The organism is Microbacterium esteraromaticum (assembly GCF_900163815.1).
Classification (GTDB): Bacteria; Actinomycetota; Actinomycetes; order Actinomycetales; family Microbacteriaceae; genus Microbacterium; species Microbacterium esteraromaticum_B.
On the sequence record NZ_FUKO01000033.1, the window covers coordinates 1 to 20,308 of the forward strand.

The window sequence follows — 20,308 nt, forward strand, 5'->3', positions numbered from 1 at the left end:
GCTCTCGGAGGCCAATCACCCATCGACCGCGTCCACAACGTCCGTGGGAAGAACATCTAGGGCTTCCGTTCAGACGTCTGCAACGGGAGCTGAAACACCCGTTTTCGATTATCAGCATTCTCTCAGACTTTGGTATCTTGAGTACCTGCGACGCCGCCGTCGCAGTCGGAAAGGAAGCGCCCCCCATGTCTCCTGTTCTCCTGATGACTATCGGACTGGCGATCTTCGCCGTCGGGTACATCTTCTACTCGCGATATCTCTCGCGTCGGGTGTTCCAACTCGATGCGTCGTTCAAGACCCCCGCGCATGAGCTCAAAGACGGCGTCGATTACATGCCGACGAACAAGTTCATCCTCTGGGGCCACCACTTCACATCCGTAGCCGGAGCCGCACCGATCGTCGGACCGGCGATCGCCGTGATCTGGGGCTGGGTGCCGGCGTTCCTCTGGGTCACCATCGGCACGGTGTTCTTCGCCGGAATGCACGACCTGGGTGCGCTGTGGGCATCCACACGGAACAAGGGCCGTTCGATCGGTGCGCTCTCCGCGCGCTACATCGGCAAGCGCGGTGCCGGGCTGTTCCTGGTCGTCATCTTCCTGCTGCTGCTCATGGTGATCGCGGCATTCGCCGTGGTCATCAAGAACCTGCTCATCAGCACCCCCAGCGCTGTCATCCCCACCTGGGGCGCGATCATCGTCGCACTGCTGGTGGGCGTGGCCGTGTACCGCCTGCGCTGGCCGCTGCTGCCCGTCACGATCGTGGGCGTCGTGACGCTCTACGCGCTGATCGTGCTTGGCGACCAGATGCCGGTGGTGCTGCCCGACGACTTCCTCGGCATGGGACCGGCAACGTTCTGGATCCTGGCTCTGTTCATCTACGGCGCCATCGCCTCGCTGCTGCCGGTGTGGGTGCTGCTGCAGCCGCGTGACTACATCAACGGCGTGCAGCTGTTCGTGGGACTCATCCTGCTTTTCGGCTCTGTGCTGACCGCCACGCTGTTCTCGGCCAACGTGCCGCAGATCGTTGCGCCTGCCATCAACACGGCGGTGCCGGACGGTACGCCGAGCATGATCCCGCTGCTGTTCGTCACCATCGCGTGCGGCGCGATCTCCGGCTTCCACGGCATGGTCGCCTCCGGCACGAGCTCGAAGCAGCTCGACAAGGAGACCGATGCCCGGTTCGTCGGGTACTTCGGCGCGGTCGGTGAAGGCCTGCTCTCGCTCGGCACGATCCTCGCGGTCATCGCCGGCTTCCGCACGGTCGCGGAATGGAACGAGGTCTACAGCGCATTCGGCGCCGGCGGCGTCGGGGCATTCGTCACCGGCGGCGGTGCGCTCATGGAGGCGGGCATCGGATTGCCGGCATCGCTGAGTGCCACCGTGCTCGCCACCATGGCGGTGCTGTTCGCGGCCACCACGATGGACACCGGCATGCGACTGCTGCGCTTCGTCGTGCAAGAAGTCGGCGACACCATGAAGATGCGCATCAGCAAGGTTCCAGCGACGATCATCGTGGTCGTCGTCGGTCTCGGGCTCACCTTCTCGCAGGGCCTCGGCGGCGACGGCGGCTTGCGGATCTGGCCGCTCTTCGGCACCACGAACCAGCTGATGGCGTCGCTGACGCTGTCGATCATCGCGGTGATGCTGATTCGCAAGCGGCGCAACCCGCTGCCGGCGCTGATTCCGCTCGTCATCGTGTTCGTGCTGTCGTTCTGGGCGGCCATCGAACAGCTCGCATCGTTCGCCGACCCGGCCAAAGCCGACTGGCTGCTGTTCGCGCTGGACATCATCATCATCGCGTCCAGCGTCTGGGTGGCGATCGAGGCGGCCATCGCGATGCGCAAGGCCGCGACCGATCCACCCGAGGCCGAGCACGAGGATGCTCAGCTCCAGGCGGTGCGTGAGGAAGTCTGATCGATGTTCGATACCGAGGCGGTCCAGCGTCTGCGAAGACGCTGGACCGCCATCCGGCAGGGACTCGTCGAGTACTACGCGGGTCCCTACCGGCAGACCCTTGCCCGTGAGGGCCGCGACGAGGACGACCTGTTCGCCTTGATCGTCCTCGGCGAGGCCCTGGGCGTCCCCGACCCTGCCGCCTACTACAGTGCCGAGCTGATGCCGATGCTCACCATGGACTTTCATGAGTGGCATCGCCGCATGGGCATGCCCCGATCACCCCTGGACCACGTCTCATGCTGCTAGACGCACTGCACCGCCGAATTCTCTTCGTAGGCGGCAAGGGCGGCGTGGGCAAGACCTCCCTGGCATCCGCTCTCGCGCTCTCTCGTGCCCGCGCGGGCGAGCGAGTGCTCGTCGTCTCGACGGACCCCGCCCACAACCTCGGCCACCTCTGGAATCGAGAAGTCGGCGACACTCCGGTGCGTCTTGCGGACGTCGGCGGCGGTGCGCTGGATGGCGTGGAGATCGACCCTCGCGCGACGATCGCTCGACATCTGGCGGCGGTCGAGAAGACGATGCTGCGCCTTCTGCCCGAGCGTCAGCATGCCCCGGCCCGCGCGCATCTCGACCGTGCCCGAGAAGCGCCCGGCAGTCATGAGTCCGCCGTGCTGGAGCGGATCGCGGAGTTGGCTGAGCTCGGCCAGGACGCGTACGACCTGGTGGTCTTCGATACCGCGCCGTCGGGACACACGCTGCGGTTGCTGGCGCTGCCGGGGCAACTGGCCGGATGGACCGAGACGCTGCTGCGCAACCGGGACCGCTCCGAGAGATTCTCCGCCGCGATGAGCGGGCTGACCGGGCGAGCAGACCCGGAGGCCGAAGCACAGGCAGAGCTTAGGCGCGCGCTGCAGCGCCGCCGAGACCGCTTCGATGCGCTGCAGAAATCGATTGCCGATCCGCAGCGCACCGGCTTCGTCGTCGTGTTCACCGCCGAAGCGCTCCCCGTGGCGGAGACCTTCGAGGTGGTCGCGAATCTGCAGGAGATGCAGGTGCCGGTGGCGGCGCTCATCGCGAATCGTCGCTCACCCGACGACGCGGGGGAGTTGCTGCAGGAACGTCGTCGGGGGGAGGACCGCCACCTCGCCGCAGTGCGTGCGCAGGTACCGGGCGTCGCGCTGCTGGAGGTGCCACTCATGCCGGGAGAGCTGACGGGCATGGAGGCGCTCGGCCAGCTGGCTGACCTGCTGGAGTCCGCGAGCGCGTAGGATGGCTGCATCAGCACTGATCCGGACATCACCGGGGAGCTCTCGGAAGAAAAGCCGCAAGGCCCAGTAGAACCGAGCGGGGCAGGCCCGTCATCGCCGCAGTGAGAGAGGCTTCTCGACCCTGAGCCTGGCAAGGGGGAGTGGAGCACGCGAGGTGGTACCGCGGTCCAGCTGGTCAGCAATCCAGGCAGATCGTCCTTGCAGCAGCATCCGCCACGATCACTGCGAGACACGATGACCTACCCCCGCACCGCGAACGCCGCCGGCACATCCTTCGGCCCGGCCGCCGTCGCCTCCAGCCCTCGGTTCCCCGCGATCGAGGAGGAGATCCTCGACTTCTGGAAGACCGACGACACCTTCCGCGCGTCCATTGCACAGCGCGACGGAGCGGAAGAATGGGTCTTCTACGACGGCCCGCCGTTCGCCAACGGCCTGCCGCACTACGGCCACCTGCTCACCGGCTACGCCAAGGACGTGTTCCCGCGCTTCCAGACCATGCTCGGCAAGAAGGTCGATCGTGTCTTCGGCTGGGATACGCATGGCCTCCCCGCCGAGCTCGAGGCGATGAAGCAGCTCGGCATCACGGAGAAGAGCGAGATCGAGTCGATGGGCATCGACGTCTTCAACGCGAAGGCGCGTGAATCGGTGCTCGCCTATACGCACGAGTGGCAGGACTATGTCACCCGGCAGGCGCGCTGGGTCGATTTCGACCGCGGCTACAAGACCCTCGACCTCGGTTACATGGAGAGCGTGCTCTGGGCCTTCAAGACGCTGTACGACAAGAACCTCGCGTACGAGGGCTACCGCGTGCTGCCGTACTGCTGGCGCGACGAGACGCCGCTGTCGGCGCACGAGCTGCGCATGGACGATGACGTCTACCAGATGCGCCAGGACCCTTCTGCGACGGTCACCTTCCCGCTCACCGGCGCGAAGGCGGAGGCTCTGGGCCTCACAGCCGTCCGCGCCCTGGCCTGGACGACCACGCCGTGGACCCTGCCGACCAACCTCGCCCTCGTCGTCGGCCCCGAAATCGACTACGTCGTGGTGCCCGCGGGGCCAGAAGGCGCAGCTGACATCCCCACTGGGGACGATCCGGTCGAGAGCGCCGCACACCGCTACCTCATCGCCCGCGAGCTGCTCGGCGGTTACGCGAAGGACCTCGGCTACGAGAGCGCCGATGCTGCGCTCGCCGCCGTCGAAGCCTCCCACCTGGGCGCGACGCTGGCAGACGTCACCTACGACCGGCTGTTCGACTACTACGCCGATGCCGAGACCTGGGGCACAGAGAACGCGTGGCGCATCCTCGTCGACGACTACGTCACCACCTCCGACGGCACCGGCATCGTGCACCAGGCGCCCGCCTACGGTGAGGACGACCAGCGGATCTCGAACGCCGCCGGCATCCCGACCATCATCTCGCTCGATGACGGCGGACGATTCCTCTCCACCGTCCCCGACGTCGCCGGCGAGCTGTGGATGGATGCCAACACGCCGCTCGTGCGTCTGCTCCGCACAGCGGGGCGGCTGCTGCGGCTGCAGAGCTACGAGCACTCGTACCCGCACTGCTGGCGCTGCCGCAATCCTCTGATCTACAAGGCCGTCTCGAGCTGGTTCATCCGCGTGACCGACATCAAGGACGACATGCTCGCGAACAACGAGCAGATCACCTGGGTGCCCGAGAACGTCAAGCACGGCCAGTTCGGCAAGTGGCTCGAGGGCGCCCGTGACTGGTCGATCAGCCGCAACCGCTACTGGGGTTCGCCGATCCCGATCTGGAAGAGCGACGACCCCGAGTACCCGCGCGTCGACGCCTACGGATCGCTGGCAGAGCTGGAGCGCGACTTCGGCACGCTGCCGCGCAACCCCGAGGGTGAGATCGACCTGCACCGCCCGTACATCGATGACCTGACGCGCCCGAACCCGGATGACCCGACGGGCAAGAGCACGATGCGCCGCATCGAGGACGTCTTCGACGTGTGGTTCGATTCCGGATCGATGCCGTATGCCCAGGTGCACTACCCGTTCGAGAACCAGGAATGGTTCGATTCGCACTCGCCAGCAGACTTCATCGTCGAGTACATCGGGCAGACGCGCGGCTGGTTCTACGTCATGCATGTGCTGTCGACCGCGTTGTTCGACCGCCCGGCGTTCACCGGGGTGAGCTGCCACGGCATCGTGCTCGGCAGCGACGGCTACAAGATGTCGAAGTCGCTGCGCAATTATCCGGATGTCAGCGAGGTGCTCGACCGCGACGGATCCGATGCCATGCGCTGGTTCCTCATGTCGAGCTCGGTGCTGCGCGGCGGCAACCTCGCCGTGACAGAGGAGGGCATCCGCGCGGGTGTGCGGGAGTTCCTGCTGCCGCTGTGGAGCTCGTGGTACTTCTTCGCGACCTATGCGAATGCCTCCGGTGGATCCGCGGGTGCCGGATATCAAGCCCAGTGGCGCACCGATTCGACGGACGTCCTCGATCGCTACATCCTCGCCCGCACCGGAGACCTCGTGCGCGAGGTCAAGTCAGACCTCGAAGGCCTCGACTCGACGACCGCGGCCGCGCGGCTGCGCGACTTCGCCGAGGTGCTCACGAACTGGTACATCCGCCGCTCGCGCGACCGCTTCTGGGGCGATGTCACGGACGACCCGAAGAGCACCGAGGCCTTCGACACGCTCTACACGGTGCTCGAGACGCTGTGCCGCGTGGCCGCTCCGCTGCTGCCGCTGATCAGCGAGCGCATCTGGCAGGGGCTGACCGGCGAGCGCAGCGTGCACCTGACCGATTGGCCCGACGCGGCATCCTTCCCGGCCGCGGATGACATCCGCGACGCGATGGATGCCGTCCGCGAGCTATCCAGCGTCGGAAACGCGCTGCGCAAGAAGGAGAAGCTGCGCGTGCGCCTGCCGCTGGCGCGCTTCACCGTCGTCTCTCCCGTCGCGGATGCACTCGCACAGTTCGAGGGGATCCTGCGCGAGGAGCTCAATGTCAAATCGATCGAACTCGTGCCGCTGGGCGAGACCACGGCAGCGGAATACGGCATCAGCCACCGGCTCAGCGTGAACGCCCGTGTGGCCGGCCCACGCCTCGGAAAGAACGTGCAGCACGTCATCAAGGCAGCGAAAGCGGGCCTGTGGGGTGAGGAGAGCGGCGTTGTGACGGCAGATGGAATCGCGCTCGAGCCGCACGAGTACGAGCTCGTGCTGGAGACCGCGGGCCGCCCGGACGGCGAAGCGCTGGCGATCGTGCCCAGCGGCGGTTTCGTGCTGCTCGACACGCAGACCACGCCGGAACTGGAGGCGGAGGGCATCGCGCGCGACGCCATCCGCGTGGTTCAGGAGGCGCGCAAGAACGCCGGGCTCGACGTGAGCGACCGCATCGTGCTCGCTCTCAACGCGGATGCGAATGAAGCCGCGGCTTTGCAGGCGCATGCCGCCCTGATCGCGGAGGAGACGCTGGCCGTCGGCTTCGCCGTGCAGCCACTCGAGGGAACCGATGCCCTCGTCGATAACCTGGCCAGCCCGGGGAATGGCGTCTTCGTCTCCGGCGCACGTGCCCTCGGCTCTGACAAGGCGGCGATCATCGTCACGATCGATGCCACTGGGGTGCAGCGAGAGGAGCAGTCATGAGCGACACGCAGCGCGCCGACGCCGTCTACGAGAAGCTGCTGGAGCGGGCGGGGGAGAGCTGGGTGCAGCCGCGCAAGGAGCGCGTCGCGCGTCTGCTGACCTTGCTCGCGGACCCGCAGCACGCGTACCGCGTCGTGCACATCACCGGTACCAACGGCAAGACCTCCACCGCGCGGATGATCGAGAGCCTGCTGCGTGCGCATGGCCTGCGCACGGGCCTGTTCACCAGCCCGCACCTGAAGCGGTTCACCGAGCGGATCATGATCGACGGCGAGCCCATCGCGGATGCCGCCATCGCCGACGCCTGGGATGAGATCGAGCCGTTCATCGGCATGGTCGATGCAGAGCTCGAGACGGCGGGCGACGCGCCGCTCACCTTCTTCGAACTGCTGACCGTGCTCTGCTTCGTGGCCGCGGCCGATGCGCCCATCGACGTGCTGGTGCTGGAGGTGGGCATGGGCGGGTCGTGGGACTCGACCAACACCGCCGACGGCGACGTCGCCGTGTTCGCGCCGATCGACATCGATCATGCCGACCGACTCGGCAGCACGATCGGCGAGATCGCCGAGGTCAAGGCGGGGATCATCAAAGCGGGCGCCGCTGTGGTCTCGGCGGAGCAGCCCCCGGAGGCAGCCGACGTGCTGCGCAGTGTCGCCGCCGAACGCGGCGCGACGATCTCGTTCGAGGGCGAGGAGTTCGGACTCGCCGAGCAGAAACTCGCCGTCGGTGGCCAGCTCATCACCATTCGCGGTCTCGCCGGCGAGTACGCCGATGAGTATCTGCCGCTCTACGGCGCGCACCAGGGCCACAACGCCACGCTTGCCGTGGCGGCCGTCGAGTCCCTGATCGGCGGTGCATCTCAGCGGATCGCGGGTGACATCCTCGCGGACGGTCTGCAGGGGGCGACCTCGCCTGGTCGCCTGCAGCTGGTCGGCATCGCGCCGACGGTCGTGGTGGATGCTGCGCACAACCCGCACGGAGCAGCAGCTCTCGCGCAGTCGTTGGGCGACAGCTTCGACTTCGACGAATGGGGTCTTGTGCTCGGCGTTTTCGCCGACAAGGACGCGGCCGGGATCGTCGATCGCCTGCTCCCCGCCGTCACCGAGGTCTTCGCGACGGCACCCGACTCGGCTCGAGCAGGCGACGCCGACACCCTCGCCGACATCGTTGAAGAGCGCGAACGCCGTGCGAGCGTTCATCCGACCCTGGCTGAGGCGGCGGATGCCGCTCGGGAGTGGGCGGCAGCATCCGATCGCCGTGCAGTGATCATCGCGGGATCGATCGTGCTGGCCGGCGAGGCGATGCTGCTCGCCGAGGAAGAGGATTGGAAGTCGGGGTGGCGCGCATGAGCACTACCGCACGCGCCCCTCGCGCGCCCAGAACGCTCGCCCAGAAGCTCGGCTCGGTCGTGCTCGGCTTCGAGTCGATCGTGGCTCTGCTCGCCGGGCTCACGGTGTTCGGTCTCAAAGCTCTGCCGGCTGGTATCGCGCCGTGGTGGGGGATCGTGGCCGGCGTCGTGGTCGCCATCGCCCTCGTCGTCGTTGCCGGTGCCATCACGAAACCGTGGGCACTGGCAGCCGGCTGGGCCCTCCAGGGCGTGATCATGCTGGGTGGACTGCTGGTTCCGGCGATCGTCTTCGTGGCGCTGATTTTCGGCGGCATGTGGGGATATGCGACGATCGGTGGGGCCCGTATCGACCGACAGCGTCCGGCGGGCCCGCCGGCACAGACTCACACAGAGAGCGAATGACATGGCTACTGAAGAAACCCTCGTCCTGGTCAAGCCCGATGGGGTCGCCCGCGGACTGACCGGCGATATCCTCGCGCGCATCGAGGCGAAGGGCTACGCCCTCGTCGACATCCGCCTGGTCGAGCCCGACCGCGACCGCCTTGCCGCGCACTATGCCGAGCACGAGGGCAAGCCGTTCTACGAGCCGCTGCTCGAGTTCATGATGTCGGGTCCGTCGGTGGCGATCCGGCTGGCAGGCAACCGCGTCATCGAGGGCTTCCGCTCGCTGGCGGGAACCACCGACCCGACGACCGCGGCCCCCGGCACCATCCGCGGCGACTTCGGCCGCGACTGGGGCCTCAAGGTGCAGCAGAACCTCGTGCACGGCTCCGACAGCACCGAGTCCGCCTCGCGCGAACTGTCCATCTGGTTCGCCTGACCGCACACTCTGGGGGCCGACGCGCCAGATATCGGACCAAGCAGCGAAAGCTGTCCGACACCTGTGTCAGCGGCCCCCAAAGTGTGTTGCCCGCGGCGCAGCGGCCGGCCAGGTCAGGTCGAGTCAGGCCAGGTTGAGTCAGCTCAGAACAGCATCCCGGCGACTTCGCCGAGCAGATCGAGACCCGCGAGCTGCGCCATCGCGATCACGATCGCGTAGACGACGATGGTGGCCAGAGGCACCCACACCATCAGCCGGTCGGCGCGCTGCCGCGCCTTCTGCGAACGCGTCAGCGTGCCGTTTCGAACCAGATGCACCGCTGTCGCCAGGAATGTCGGGATGGTGACCGCCCACGTCGCCATGCACCACGGGCACAGCACTGCGAGCATGTAGATGCTCTGGAAGATCAGCCAGCATACGAACGCGAAAGCGCCGGCGACGCCGAGCCCGAACAGGCCCCAGAACCACCGCGGGAACCGCACCGCGGCTAGCACCGCGACTCCCATGACGAGCACAGCCATCCATGCGGTGAGACCGATGATCGGATTGGAGAAGCCGAACACCGAGCCCTGCCATGAGCTCAGATTCTTGTCGCACTGGATCATGACGCTCACGTAGCAGCTGGTCTGCCCGCTCGGGTTCTCGAGGAGGAAGAACTTCTCGACGGTCAGCTGGAATGCCGCCCACCAGCCCACAAGGCTTGCGACGATGAGCCAGATTCCGTAACCCGTATACCGGGTGCGCTGCGCGGTCATGTCGCGATTATCCCAGCGTTGCCTATGGGCACGGCGCACGCCGCGACCCGCGCGCCGGACACAGGATGCCACAACCCCGCCCGCATGGTGCGATAATGACTGGAGGTGCCATCGCGAGCAGTCGCGATCGCATCGACAAGACTTCGGGGCCAGACGCCCCACGCGGTCTCGCCCTTGAGCAGACCGCTTGCCGATTGAGTTCGCGGTTGCTGTTTCGCCGCACGAGTTTCCGCGGCGCACCCAGTGCCCGCGCAGGGAGTTAGCCAGAGATGGCCGATGAAAACAATGACCAGACCACCCCTACCTTCGACGAGACGCCGGCGCAGCCGGTAGTCGAGGACGCCACGACGGGAGCAGCCGAAGACTCGGCTGCTGTCGAAGAGATGCGCGCTGTCGCGACCGACTCGGATGCTGCGCCCGCCGCGGGGACCGCGGCGCCAGCGGATGCACCCGTGTCGGCGGAACAGTCGGAGGCCGTCGATGATGCAGCAGCATCCTCAGCGTCCGTCGAGCCGAGCACACCTGCCGAGTCGGGGGACCCCGCTGAGCCGGAAGAGCCCGCAAAGCCGGCAGATCAGGAAAAGCCCGCAGAGCCGAAAAAGCCCGCAGAGCCGGAAGAACCCAAGCCGGTGACCGCGGTGAGCCTCGGTCTGCTTCCGGAGATCTTCGTCTCGAAGGTCTCCACCCAGCTGCACTTCTACGCGCCTGAGTTCGTCGCGCTGCCCGCTGTTTCGCAGCACGACGACGACGTCGATGACGACGACCGATTCGCCGGCGGATCCCGTCGCAATCGCCGCCGTCGCGGGTCCGACGGCGACGATGCCCGTGATTCTCGCGACAGCCGCGACGAGCCGCGTCAGCGCCAGCGCGCGGTCGAGTACATCACCGAGCCGAAGGCCATCAAGGGCTCGACGCGTCTCGAAGCCAAGAAGCAGCGCCGGCGCGATGGGCGGGATGCCGGCCGCCGCCGTCCCGTCGTCACCGAGGCCGAGTTCCTCGCCCGGCGCGAGTCCGTCGACCGCATGATGGTCGTTCGGGCCAAGAACGGTCGCACCCAGATCGGCGTGCTCGAAGACAACGTGCTCGTGGAGCACTATGTCGCGCGCAATCAAGACGCGTCGCTGATCGGCAACGTGTACCTCGGTCGCGTGCAGAACGTGCTCCCCAGCATGGAGGCCGCATTCGTCGACATCGGCCGCGGCCGCAACGCCGTGCTGTATTCGGGCGAGGTCGACTGGGAGGGTGTCGAGACCGGCAACCAGCCCCGTCGCATCGAGCTCGCGCTGAAGCCAGGTGACCGTGTTCTCGTGCAGGTCACCAAGGACCCGGTGGGCCACAAGGGTGCCCGGCTGACGAGCCAGATCTCGCTGCCCGGGCGCTACCTCGTGTACGTGCCCGGCGGTTCGATGAACGGCATCTCGCGCAAGCTGCCAGACAACGAGCGTGCGCGCCTCAAGCGCATCCTCAAGGAGGTGCTCCCGGAGTCGTCCGGTGTGATCGTGCGCACGGCCGCGGAGGGCACCACCGAAGAGCAGCTGACACGCGACGTGCAGCGTCTGACCGCGCAGTGGGAGCACATTCAGAAGCAGGTCAAGTCGCAGCAGGCTCCCGCTCTGCTGCACGCCGAGCCGGATCTGCTCGTCAAGATCGTCCGCGACGTCTTCAACGAGGACTTCACGCGGATGCTGATCCAGGGCGACGACGCGCACAACACGATCCGCGCCTACCTCGAGAGCGTCGCACCCGACCTGCTCGAGCGTGTGGAGACGTACACCGACGAGGTCGATCCTTTCGATGCGCACCGCATCACCGAGCAGATCGAGAAGGCGCTCGACCGGAAGGTCTGGCTGCCGTCGGGCGGTTCGCTGGTCATCGACCGCACCGAGGCGATGACGGTCGTCGACGTCAACACCGGCAAGTTCGTCGGCACCGGCGGCAATCTCGAAGAGACGGTCACCAAGAACAACCTCGAGGCGGCCGAGGAGATCGTTCGTCAGCTGCGCCTGCGCGACATCGGCGGCATCATCGTCGTCGACTTCATCGACATGGTTCTCGAGTCCAACCGTGACCTCGTGCTGCGCCGCCTCATCGAGTGCCTCAGCCGCGACCGCACCAAGCACCAGGTTGCCGAGGTCACGTCGCTCGGCCTGGTGCAGATGACGCGCAAGAAGCTCGGTCTCGGCCTGCTCGAGACCTTCAGCGAAGCATGTGATGTCTGCGCAGGGCGCGGAGTGGTCGTGCATCACGACCCGGTCACCAAGCACCGCGGCGGCTCTTCCAGCAACAGCGGCAACCAGGGCCGGCGCTCCCGCGGCGGCCAGTCGCAGTCGCAGTCGCCGTCGCAGTCGGGCCAGCAGTCGCAGCCGGCGCAGCCCGCCGCTGCCAACGGAGGCACGCACAGCATCACCGAGAGCGCCAAGTCGGCGCTGGCGGCGATCGCAGCATCCACCATCGTCATGCCCGAAGATGCGCCGATCGAGGTTCCTGAGGCGCCGGCCGCGACCGAGCGTCCGAAGAAGTCGCGCAAGAAGCGCGGCTCGGATCGCAAGTCGGCGCCTAAGAGCGAAGCCGAGCAGATGCTCGACTCCGTTCTCGACGCGCTTCCCGAGCCGAAGGCGCCGGGCGAAGGCCGCAATCGTCGCCGTGTGACCACGGCGATGCTGACCGGCACTCCGGCGCCGGTCGGCAATGAGCCCTCAGCGTCGGTCGCGAGCCCGGACTCGCAGTCCTGACCTGATCAGCCTTCTGACGAGCTCCTTGCCGCCGACGTGCTCTGCACCGGCGGCAAGGAGTCTGGGCAGCGCCTCGGCGGGAACGTCGTAGTGGTCCACGTCGAATGCACGCCGCGGCAGATTCTGCGCAGCGGCGAACGCATGCAGTTCGGTGAGGCTCTCGTCGCTGACCAGGTGCGCCCAGAGGCGCCCGTGCGCGGGCCAGATGGGGTCATCGACAAGAACGGTCATGCCGAGAGCATAGGCGCGAGACACACCTTGGGGTGCTGACTTTGCGGCATCGGCCGGCTTCCGGTAAAGTTGTCCTTTGGTGCGAGACCCCTGTCGGCTTTTTCGGTTGCAGGAGAAGTCTTGCGTCCGCACCCGTCGCGAAGGCGTCGTACGCAAGCGCAGTCTTCCCGTGAGATTCCCGGAGCGATCCGCTCCCCAACGAAACAGGTATGAAGTGGTTTACGCAGTAGTGCGCGCCGGTGGCCGGCAGGAGAAAGTCGAGGTCGGCACGATCGTTCAGCTCGACCGTGTTCGGGCTACCCAGGGTGAGAAGATCGAGCTTCCCGCTGTGCTTCTCGTCGACGGCACTACGGTGACCACCGACGCAGACAAGCTGGCGAAGGTGTCGGTCACGGCTGAGGTCCTCGGCGACCTCCGCGGTCCGAAGATCGTCATCCAGAAGTACAAGAACAAGACCGGCTACAAGAAGCGCCAGGGGCACCGCCAGGAGCTCACCCGCGTCAAGATCACCGGCATCAAGTAAGCACAGAAGAGGCATTAGGACATGGCACATAAAAAGGGCGCGAGTTCTACCCGCAACGGTCGTGACTCCAACGCACAGCGACTTGGTGTGAAGCGCTTCGGCGGCCAGGCCGTCAACGCCGGCGAGATCCTCGTCCGTCAGCGCGGCACGCACTTCCACCCCGGCGCAGGCGTCGGCCGTGGAGGCGACGACACACTGTTCGCTCTCGAAGCAGGCGCAGTGCAGTTCGGCACGAAGGGCGGCCGCAAGGTCGTCAACATCGTCGCTGCCGCACACTAAGCACAGCACAGCAGAATTGCCGTACGGGGCGGGCTTCGGCTCGCCCCGTACGCGTATCCGCACCCAGTGATCTCTGGGCCGCCGACCCCCCTGAGGAGCAGGCAATGGTCACGTTCGTCGACACCGTCACGCTGCAGATTCGTGCAGGCAAGGGCGGCAACGGGTGCGTCTCCGTTCGCCGTGAGAAGTTCAAGCCGCTGGGCGGGCCCGACGGCGGCAACGGCGGTGATGGTGGCGACATCATCCTCGTCGGTGACCCGCAGGTGACGACGTTGCTGTCGTATCACCGCTCACCGCACCGCAATGGCGGCAATGGCGGCTTCGGCATGGGTGATCTTCGCGCAGGCGTTGCCGGTGAAACGCTGCTCCTGCCTGTGCCGCTGGGCACGGTGGTCAAGTCCGTCGCAGGAGAAGTCCTGCACGACATGATGACGCCAGGCGAGCAGTACGTGGTTGCCGCCGGCGGTCGCGGTGGCCTCGGCAACGCGGCACTCGCCTCCACGAAGCGCAAGGCGCCTGGTTTCGCCCTGCTCGGCACGCCGGGCCAAGAGGGCCAGGTCGTTCTCGAGCTGAAAACGGTCGCCGATGTGGCGCTGGTCGGCTACCCCTCCGCGGGCAAGTCGAGCCTGATCGCGGCGCTCTCGGCGGCGAGGCCGAAGATCGCCGACTACCCCTTCACCACCCTGCACCCGAACCTCGGGGTCGTGCAGGCCGGCGACAGCCGCTACACGATCGCCGATGTGCCGGGTCTCATCGAAGGCGCCAGCGAGGGCAAGGGGCTGGGGCTCGAATTCCTCCGCCATGTCGAACGCTGCAGCGCGCTGCTGCACGTGCTCGACTGCGCCACGCTCGAGCCCGGTCGTGATCCGCTGTCTGATCTCGACATCATTCTCGGCGAGCTGGCCGCCTACGAGGTGCCGGAGGGGCAGAAGCCTCTGCTCGAGCGTCCGCAGCTGGTCGCCTTGAACAAGATCGACGTCCCTGAGGCGCGGGACCTCGCTGAGATGGTGCGCCCGGACATCGAGGCGCGTGGATTCCGCGTGTTCGAGATCTCGACTGTTTCGCACGAAGGCCTGCGGCAGCTCAGCTTCGCGCTCGGCGAGCTCGTTGACGCGCATCGAGCTGAAACAGCCGTCGAGATGCCGCGGGAGCGCGTGGTCATCCGCCCCAAGGGCTCCGAAGCCGAGTTCACGATCAAGGTCGAGGGCGGCACATACGGCAACGTCTATCGCATCCTCGGCGAGAAGCCGGTGCGGTGGGTGCAGCAGACCGACTTCCAGAACGAGGAGGCTGTCGGCTACCTCGCCGATCGTCTCGAGCGGATCGGCGTCGAAGACGCCCTGTTCCGTGCAGGAGCGACACCCGGTTCCACTGTGGTGATCGGCACCGGCGAGAGCGTGGTCTTCGACTGGGAGCCCTCGATCGCATCCGCTGCCGAACTTGCGACGTCACCACGCGGAACCGACGCCCGGTTCCTGCAGAGCAACCGTCGCACCACCAGCGAACGCCGTGAGAAGTACTACGAGCGGATGGATGCCAAGTCCGCCGCGCGTGAAGAGCTCGAGACGCAGCGCCGCGCATCGCGCGAGGGTGAGGAATGACCGCGCGATCTCGCGCGGAACTCGCCTCCGCCTCGCGCATCGTCGTCAAAGTCGGATCCTCGTCCATCAGCGGTGAATCCTCGTGGCGCATCCCGATGATCGTGCAGGCGCTTTCTGCCGCTCATCGCCGTGGTGCCGAGATCATCCTGGTCTCTTCTGGAGCGATCGCCACCGGCATCCCGTACCTCGCTCTGGAATCGCGTCCGAACGATCTGGCGACCCAGCAGGCCGCCGCGGCCGTCGGGCAGAACGTGCTCATCTTCCGCTATCAGGAGGCACTGCGCCCGTTCGGGATCGTTGCCGGTCAGGTGCTGCTCACCACGGGTGATCTTGAGAACCAGACTTCCCGCAGCAACGCTCGCCGCGCGATGGACCGGCTCATGTCGCTGCGTATTCTGCCGATCGTCAACGAGAACGACACGGTTGCGACGCAGGAGATCCGCTTCGGCGACAATGACCGGCTCGCGGCTCTTGTCGCCGAACTGATGAGCGCCGACGCGCTGGTGCTGCTCAGCGACGTCGAGTCGCTGTACACGAAGCCACCGACTGATCCGAGTGCCGAGCCGATCGACGTGATCGCAGCCGATGCAGACCTCGCCGGCATGGAGTTCGGCGCGACCGTCGTCAACAGTGTCGGGACTGGGGGAGCGGCAACCAAGGTCTCTGCCGCCCGAATGGCAGCGGCGACGGGCATCGGCGTGCTCGTGACCAGCGCAGATCTGGTCGGCAAGGCGCTCGAAGGCGCGTCGGTCGGGACCTGGTTCGAACCGGCTCTGTCGGGCGTGAACGCGCCCGCGGCAACCGCGTCATAACGGGGCTCGCGGTCTTCAGGCGCCGATACACTGGCGGCATGACCACCCCTCTCGTCGTTGACACCACTGTGGACGCTCCGCACGACCGCCTGGTGCGGGCGAAGGATGCTTCGCGGTCGATCGCGCAGCTCACGAGCAGCGATAAGGCACGGGCCCTCGAATCCATCGCCAGCGCCCTCGAGGGCGCGAGCGAGCGCATCCTCGCCGGCAACGCGCTCGACATCGAGCGCGGGCGGGCCGAGGGACTCAGCGATGCGCTCATCGACCGGCTGCGCCTGGATGCGCAGCGGGTCTCGGGCCTGGCATCCGCCGTGCGCGAGGTCGCGACGCTGCCCGACCCGATCGGGCAGGTCATCGGCGGGCATCGGATGCCGAACGGCATCGCGCTGGAACACGTGCGCGTGCCATTCGGCGTCGTCGGAGCCATCTACGAGGCGCGGCCCAACGTGACTGTCGATATCGCGGCGCTCGCGCTGCGGGCGGGCAACGCTGTCGTGCTGCGTGGAGGGAGCGCGGCGAGAGAATCCAACACCGTGCTGATCGACGTGATGCGGAGGGCACTGACGGATGCCGGCATTGACCCCGAAGCAGTGCAGACCGTTGACGACTTCGGACGCGATGGCGCGAAGGCGCTCATGCAGGGGCGCGGCTTCGTCGATGTGCTCGTGCCGCGGGGGAGCGCTGCACTGATCGAGACCGTCGTCACAGAATCGACGGTGCCGGTGATCGAGACCGGCGCGGGTGTCGTGCACATCGTGCTCGACGAGACCGCACCGCTGGAGTGGGCGCGCGATATCGTCGTCAACGCGAAGGTCCAGCGTCCCAGTGTCTGCAACGCGGTGGAGACCCTTCTGGTGCTGCGCCAGGCGGCGCCGCAGCTGATCCCCGTCGTCGCGAGTGCGCTGCAGAGCGAAGGCGTGGCGATCCACGGGGACGACATGGTCGCGGGCCTCGTCTCCAATGTCATTCCGGCCACCGACGACGACTGGGCTGCGGAGTACCTCGGGCTGGAGATCGCGATCAAGGTCGTCGATACACTCGACGAGGCTCTGGAGCACATCCGCCGGTACAGCACCGGTCACACGGAGTCGATCATCACCACCGACTCCCGCAGTGCCGAGCGCTTTCTCGCCGAGGTGGATTCCGCGGTGGTGATGGTCAACGCATCCACGCGCTTCACCGATGGTGCTGAATTCGGTTTCGGCGCCGAGGTCGGCATCTCGACGCAGAAGCTGCACAGCCGGGGGCCGATGGGGCTGGCCGAGCTGACAAGCACGAAATGGCTTGCTCGTGGGTCAGGTCAGACGCGCGGCTGAGGGCTAGACTAGAGGGGCGTTTGCTCGTACGCCCAGGAACGGAGACAGGATGAACCTCGTCGCTCAGATTGCGATGGCGGCAGCCGAGACACAGCACCACGAAAATGTGGCGGGGGAGACATTCATCTTCGGCCTCATCGCCGCGATTATCTTCGGTCTCATGGGCGTTGTCACGCTCTCGTACCGCAACGTCGCGAACCGGCACTCGGCCAAGGCTGAGGCCTACGCCGAGAGGCACGGCAAGGAAGGCCACGGCCACTAACCTCATATGCACGATTCCACCGCTCGGGCACCGCGCATCGGCGTGATGGGTGGTACTTTCGACCCCATTCATCACGGTCACCTGGTGGCGGCGAGTGAAGTGGCGCATTCATTCGATCTCGACGAGGTGGTGTTCGTTCCCACCGGCGAGCCGTGGCAGAAGCAGCATGTCTCCCCGAGTGAGCACCGCTATCTGATGACGGTGATCGCGACGGCATCCAACCCGGACTTCACGACCAGCCGAGTAGACATCGATCGCGACGGGCCTACCTACACGATCGACACGCTGCGAGACCTGAAACGGGAACGACCCGAGGCCGAGCTCTTCTTCATCACCGGTGCGGATGCCGTAGCGCAGATTCTCAGTTGGAGGGACCATGATGAACTCTGGGACCTCGCCCACTTCGTCGCGGTTTCACGACCGGGACACGTCCTGAGCACGGACGGCCTGCCCACCAAGAACGTGAGCCAGCTGGAAGTTCCGGCACTGTCGATCTCATCGACCGCCTGCCGTGAGCGCGTCGCCGATGGGCAGCCGGTCTGGTATCTGGTGCCGGATGGGGTCGTCCAGTACATTGCGAAGCATCATCTGTATCGGAGCAAGACATGAGCACATCGGATCAGAACGGACAGGAACGTCTTACGCGCAAGCAGCTGCGTGAGATCCGCCTGACCGGTTCGACGCCGGTCATCACGGAGTCGGAGTCCGCCGCCGCTGCGGAGCAGCCCGTCGCGGAGCAGGCCGCCCCGGAGCAGGCACCAGCGGAGCAGACACCAGCGGAGCAGGCGCCGACCACCGTCGATGCCATGCCCACGGACGCGCCAGACGACGCGGCCGCCTCGGACGCTCCACTGACGCGCCGGGAGATGCGCGCGCAGGAGCTGGCCCGCACAGGTTCCGTACCGGTCCCTGCGGCTGATGAGGCCGAAGAAGCGGATGCGCTCGTTGAGGATCCGCAAGACGATGCTCCCGAGAAGTCGCTGTCGCGCCCCGATGCGGATGCTGTCGCCGGACTGTTCGCCGATGCGTCAGCTGGCGTGACCGCCGAAGCAGCAGGTGCAGGCGACGACACTCCGCTCGAAGAAGACACCCCGGAGCTCGTTTCGGCGGTGCCGGTCTTCAGCTCCGCTCCCGCCGCCGCGACGATGCAACCAGCCACTCCGGAAGAGGCTCCCGCGGCTGAAGAAGCTCCCGCTGTCGACGACGCCCCCGAAGACGAAACGCAAGAGCGGCCCATGGTGGGCGAGGCCTTCGGCATCGGCGTCAAGGCCGAGGAGAAGCCGCACCGGCTGCCGGCGCTCTTCGACGATCTCATCGATGGGTCGTCCGGCTCGCAGCACACGGCCTCTCACGCACTGATCTTCACGCCGTCTCCCGGTGTCGGCTCTCTCTCCGGTCCGGTCGCGGCCACGGGGGAGATGCTCATCACCGGCACGTACGCGCTGCCGGATGGTATGGGGTCACAGGGGCACGCTCTGGGCCTCGCCGACGGCAGAGAAGCCGACGCGGTCCTTCTCGATGGCGAACTCGCTCCGTCGTCGTCACCCACGCCAGTCGCAGCCAGTTCTGCGATCAGCACCTCCAAGCCAGCTGGTGAGGTCATCCGCCCGCCAGTGCCCGACACGGGCAACAAACTCATGCTCACCCTGGCGATCGTCGCCGGTGGCCTCGCGCTCGCGCTGGCCGCCGCTCTGATCATCGCCTTCACCACGAGAGTCTTCGGTTGATGCAATCCCCTGAATCCGCAGTTCACATGCTCCAGATCGCCGCAGAGGCGGCAGAGGCGAAGGGCGGCGAGGACCTTCTCGCTCTGAATGTGTCAGAGCCTCTGCCGCTGGTCGATATCTTCCTGCTCGTCACCGGCGACAGCGATCGCAAGGTCGCCGCGATCGCCGACGAGATCGAAGACAAGCTCTTCGAAGCGGGTCACAAGCGCGTGCGCCGCGAGGGTCGTGCCGAGGCGCGCTGGGTGCTGCTCGACTTCGGTGACCTGATCGTCCACGTGTTCCATGCCGAGGAGCGCGTTTACTACGGTCTTGAGCGCCTGTGGAAGGACTGCCCGGTCGTTCCGATCGATCTCGAACAACCCGTCGTCGGCGAGTAGCCGCGGCGCCTGTTCCCGACACTCCCGACTTCCGGCCACGATTCGCGGCGCGTTCTGCGTCCGTAGTATGCTGGTCAGGTTGCCGGGGCACATCGCGTCGGAAACATCTGGGCCTGTGGCGCAGCTGGTAGCGCACCTGCATGGCATGCAGGGGGTCAGGGGTTCGAGTCCCCTCAGGTCCACCAAAAGATACGCATCAGAACCCCGTTCGCATCATCTGCGCGGGGTTCGATGCGTTTCTACGCCTGAGGTTCAGCTGCCGTCGGCCAGGCCTGACAGCCAGAGGGTCAGGATGCCGACGACGATCTGCACCACTGCGATGAGCACCGGCAGCCGGAGCGCTTTGAACGATCTGGTTCTGATTCGCAGAACCACCAGCACACTCACCAGAGCGATGAGCAGCACGCCGAGCGAGCCGAATCCCCACGCGAGGATCTCACTCAGATAGGCGAGGGGTTGGGTGACATCCACGTTCGCGGGATTGATGGTGTCGAGAATCGCTTCGGTCAGACGGCCGAAGAGCATCGGCACCGCGATGATGAGCGAGGCGAGCACAACTGCTATCGAGTGAAGCCGTGATTCCGGTGGTCGCGGAGCGTCGGTTGACGCCGCGATCTCTTCGGCTGATGTCGTGCTCCCATCGGCTGACATAGTGCTCCTCCCGAGCCGTCGATTGTCGGCCAGGCTAGCGCACATCGTCGCCGAGCGAAGCCGGAGCGGCGCGGAAGTTCCGATCCACCA

Annotated in this window: 20 protein-coding genes and 1 tRNA gene; 18 read left to right on the top strand and 3 right to left on the bottom strand. The window is 66.5% G+C overall.

What is annotated here, in order from left to right; genetic code table 11:
* Positions 1-185: 185 nt before the first annotated feature.
* The 7 genes from FM104_RS12205 to ndk all read left to right on the top strand — a co-directional run bounded on the left by FM104_RS12205 (position 186) and on the right by ndk (position 8,952).
* Positions 186-1,913 carry a carbon starvation CstA family protein gene (locus tag FM104_RS12205; RefSeq protein WP_087132527.1) on the top strand — a complete coding sequence of 576 codons (1,728 nt, stop codon included), beginning with the start codon at positions 186-188 and terminating at the stop codon, positions 1,911-1,913.
* A gap of 3 nt (positions 1,914-1,916) precedes the next feature.
* Positions 1,917-2,201, top strand: coding sequence for a cory-CC-star protein (locus FM104_RS12210; RefSeq protein WP_087132528.1), 285 nt, complete (start codon positions 1,917-1,919; stop codon positions 2,199-2,201).
* Positions 2,192-3,163: an ArsA family ATPase gene (locus FM104_RS12215; protein ID WP_087132529.1), complete on the top strand. Its 972-nt coding sequence runs from the start codon at positions 2,192-2,194 to the stop codon at positions 3,161-3,163. The genes FM104_RS12210 and FM104_RS12215 overlap by 10 nt, the downstream gene beginning before the upstream one ends.
* 234 nt (positions 3,164-3,397) lie before the next feature.
* Complete coding sequence (ileS, locus tag FM104_RS12220; RefSeq protein WP_087132530.1) at positions 3,398-6,784, top strand: isoleucine--tRNA ligase; 3,387 nt, start codon at positions 3,398-3,400, stop codon at positions 6,782-6,784.
* A complete protein-coding gene (locus tag FM104_RS12225) occupies positions 6,781-8,133 on the top strand; it encodes a bifunctional folylpolyglutamate synthase/dihydrofolate synthase (RefSeq protein WP_087132531.1) in 1,353 nt (450 codons plus the stop codon). Before ileS ends, FM104_RS12225 begins: the two co-directional genes overlap by 4 nt.
* Complete coding sequence (locus FM104_RS12230) at positions 8,130-8,534, top strand: DUF4233 domain-containing protein (protein ID WP_256971649.1); 405 nt, start codon at positions 8,130-8,132, stop codon at positions 8,532-8,534. The genes FM104_RS12225 and FM104_RS12230 overlap by 4 nt, the downstream gene beginning before the upstream one ends.
* 1 nt (position 8,535) lies before the next feature.
* The gene (ndk, locus tag FM104_RS12235) at positions 8,536-8,952 is read left to right on the top strand and encodes a nucleoside-diphosphate kinase (RefSeq protein ID WP_087132533.1); all 417 of its coding nucleotides are present in this window, start codon (positions 8,536-8,538) and stop codon (positions 8,950-8,952) included.
* A 143-nt stretch (positions 8,953-9,095) separates the two neighbouring features.
* Here ndk and FM104_RS12240 read toward each other — a convergent pair whose 3' ends face one another.
* The gene (locus FM104_RS12240) at positions 9,096-9,707 is read right to left on the bottom strand and encodes a vitamin K epoxide reductase family protein (RefSeq protein WP_087132534.1); all 612 of its coding nucleotides are present in this window, start codon (positions 9,705-9,707) and stop codon (positions 9,096-9,098) included.
* Between the two features lie 269 nt (positions 9,708-9,976).
* Between FM104_RS12240 and FM104_RS12245 the strand changes: the two genes are divergently transcribed.
* Complete coding sequence (locus tag FM104_RS12245) at positions 9,977-12,439, top strand: Rne/Rng family ribonuclease (RefSeq protein ID WP_179206782.1); 2,463 nt, start codon at positions 9,977-9,979, stop codon at positions 12,437-12,439.
* On the opposite strand, the gene FM104_RS12250 is transcribed toward FM104_RS12245, so the two are convergent.
* Positions 12,404-12,670, bottom strand: coding sequence for a DUF4031 domain-containing protein (locus tag FM104_RS12250; protein WP_087132716.1), 267 nt, complete (start codon positions 12,668-12,670; stop codon positions 12,404-12,406). The genes FM104_RS12245 and FM104_RS12250 overlap by 36 nt on opposite strands.
* Positions 12,671-12,884: 214 nt before the next feature.
* On the opposite strand from FM104_RS12250, the gene rplU reads away from it, so the two are divergent.
* From rplU to FM104_RS12300, 10 genes are all read left to right on the top strand, one after another.
* Positions 12,885-13,193 (top strand): 50S ribosomal protein L21, encoded by a 309-nt coding sequence (gene rplU / locus FM104_RS12255; RefSeq protein ID WP_179206783.1) that lies wholly within the window; start codon positions 12,885-12,887, stop codon positions 13,191-13,193.
* A gap of 21 nt (positions 13,194-13,214) precedes the next feature.
* Positions 13,215-13,472 (top strand): 50S ribosomal protein L27, encoded by a 258-nt coding sequence (gene rpmA, locus FM104_RS12260; RefSeq protein WP_087132536.1) that lies wholly within the window; start codon positions 13,215-13,217, stop codon positions 13,470-13,472.
* Positions 13,473-13,576: 104 nt separating this feature from the next.
* A complete protein-coding gene (gene obgE / locus FM104_RS12265; protein ID WP_087132537.1) occupies positions 13,577-15,073 on the top strand; it encodes a GTPase ObgE in 1,497 nt (498 codons plus the stop codon).
* Entirely contained in the window at positions 15,070-15,885 is an 816-nt protein-coding gene (gene proB, locus FM104_RS12270; RefSeq protein ID WP_087132538.1) for a glutamate 5-kinase, read from the top strand. Before obgE ends, proB begins: the two co-directional genes overlap by 4 nt.
* Before the next feature lie 38 nt (positions 15,886-15,923).
* Positions 15,924-17,201 (top strand): glutamate-5-semialdehyde dehydrogenase, encoded by a 1,278-nt coding sequence (locus FM104_RS12275; RefSeq protein ID WP_087132539.1) that lies wholly within the window; start codon positions 15,924-15,926, stop codon positions 17,199-17,201.
* 49 nt (positions 17,202-17,250) lie between these two features.
* On the top strand, positions 17,251-17,463 hold the full coding sequence (locus tag FM104_RS12280; RefSeq protein WP_087132540.1) for a hypothetical protein: 213 nt from the start codon (positions 17,251-17,253) through the stop codon (positions 17,461-17,463).
* A 6-nt stretch (positions 17,464-17,469) separates the two neighbouring features.
* Positions 17,470-18,072: a nicotinate-nucleotide adenylyltransferase gene (nadD, locus tag FM104_RS12285; RefSeq protein WP_087132541.1), complete on the top strand. Its 603-nt coding sequence runs from the start codon at positions 17,470-17,472 to the stop codon at positions 18,070-18,072.
* Complete coding sequence (locus FM104_RS12290; RefSeq protein WP_087132542.1) at positions 18,069-19,190, top strand: hypothetical protein; 1,122 nt, start codon at positions 18,069-18,071, stop codon at positions 19,188-19,190. The genes nadD and FM104_RS12290 overlap by 4 nt, the downstream gene beginning before the upstream one ends.
* A 26-nt stretch (positions 19,191-19,216) precedes the next feature.
* On the top strand, positions 19,217-19,567 hold the full coding sequence (gene rsfS / locus FM104_RS12295) for a ribosome silencing factor (protein ID WP_373407852.1): 351 nt from the start codon (positions 19,217-19,219) through the stop codon (positions 19,565-19,567).
* 109 nt (positions 19,568-19,676) lie between these two features.
* Positions 19,677-19,752, top strand: a tRNA-Ala gene (locus FM104_RS12300).
* A 67-nt stretch (positions 19,753-19,819) separates the two neighbouring features.
* On the opposite strand, the gene FM104_RS12305 is transcribed toward FM104_RS12300, so the two are convergent.
* On the bottom strand, positions 19,820-20,218 hold the full coding sequence (locus FM104_RS12305; RefSeq protein ID WP_087132544.1) for a hypothetical protein: 399 nt from the start codon (positions 20,216-20,218) through the stop codon (positions 19,820-19,822).
* Positions 20,219-20,308 lie beyond the last annotated feature (90 nt).

Excerpts from the sequence above, each read along its gene's own strand:
- FM104_RS12210 (WP_087132528.1), top strand. The coding sequence starts at position 1,917 with ATGTTCGATACCGAGGCGGTCCAGCGTCTGCGAAGACGCTGGACCGCC.
- FM104_RS12250 (WP_087132716.1), bottom strand. The coding sequence starts at position 12,670 with ATGACCGTTCTTGTCGATGACCCCATCTGGCCCGCGCACGGGCGCCTC.
- ndk (WP_087132533.1), top strand. The coding sequence starts at position 8,536 with ATGGCTACTGAAGAAACCCTCGTCCTGGTCAAGCCCGATGGGGTCGCC.
- FM104_RS12305 (WP_087132544.1), bottom strand. The coding sequence starts at position 20,218 with ATGTCAGCCGATGGGAGCACGACATCAGCCGAAGAGATCGCGGCGTCA.
- FM104_RS12290 (WP_087132542.1), top strand. The coding sequence starts at position 18,069 with ATGAGCACATCGGATCAGAACGGACAGGAACGTCTTACGCGCAAGCAG.
- FM104_RS12275 (WP_087132539.1), top strand. The coding sequence starts at position 15,924 with ATGACCACCCCTCTCGTCGTTGACACCACTGTGGACGCTCCGCACGAC.
- FM104_RS12215 (WP_087132529.1), top strand. The coding sequence starts at position 2,192 with ATGCTGCTAGACGCACTGCACCGCCGAATTCTCTTCGTAGGCGGCAAG.
- proB (WP_087132538.1), top strand. The coding sequence starts at position 15,070 with ATGACCGCGCGATCTCGCGCGGAACTCGCCTCCGCCTCGCGCATCGTC.
- FM104_RS12225 (WP_087132531.1), top strand. The coding sequence starts at position 6,781 with ATGAGCGACACGCAGCGCGCCGACGCCGTCTACGAGAAGCTGCTGGAG.
- rpmA (WP_087132536.1), top strand. The coding sequence starts at position 13,215 with ATGGCACATAAAAAGGGCGCGAGTTCTACCCGCAACGGTCGTGACTCC.
- nadD (WP_087132541.1), top strand. The coding sequence starts at position 17,470 with ATGCACGATTCCACCGCTCGGGCACCGCGCATCGGCGTGATGGGTGGT.
- FM104_RS12245 (WP_179206782.1), top strand. The coding sequence starts at position 9,977 with ATGGCCGATGAAAACAATGACCAGACCACCCCTACCTTCGACGAGACG.
- FM104_RS12205 (WP_087132527.1), top strand. The coding sequence starts at position 186 with ATGTCTCCTGTTCTCCTGATGACTATCGGACTGGCGATCTTCGCCGTC.
- FM104_RS12230 (WP_256971649.1), top strand. The coding sequence starts at position 8,130 with ATGAGCACTACCGCACGCGCCCCTCGCGCGCCCAGAACGCTCGCCCAG.
- FM104_RS12280 (WP_087132540.1), top strand. The coding sequence starts at position 17,251 with ATGAACCTCGTCGCTCAGATTGCGATGGCGGCAGCCGAGACACAGCAC.
- obgE (WP_087132537.1), top strand. The coding sequence starts at position 13,577 with ATGGTCACGTTCGTCGACACCGTCACGCTGCAGATTCGTGCAGGCAAG.
- rsfS (WP_373407852.1), top strand. The coding sequence starts at position 19,217 with ATGCTCCAGATCGCCGCAGAGGCGGCAGAGGCGAAGGGCGGCGAGGAC.
- ileS (WP_087132530.1), top strand. The coding sequence starts at position 3,398 with ATGACCTACCCCCGCACCGCGAACGCCGCCGGCACATCCTTCGGCCCG.
- FM104_RS12240 (WP_087132534.1), bottom strand. The coding sequence starts at position 9,707 with ATGACCGCGCAGCGCACCCGGTATACGGGTTACGGAATCTGGCTCATC.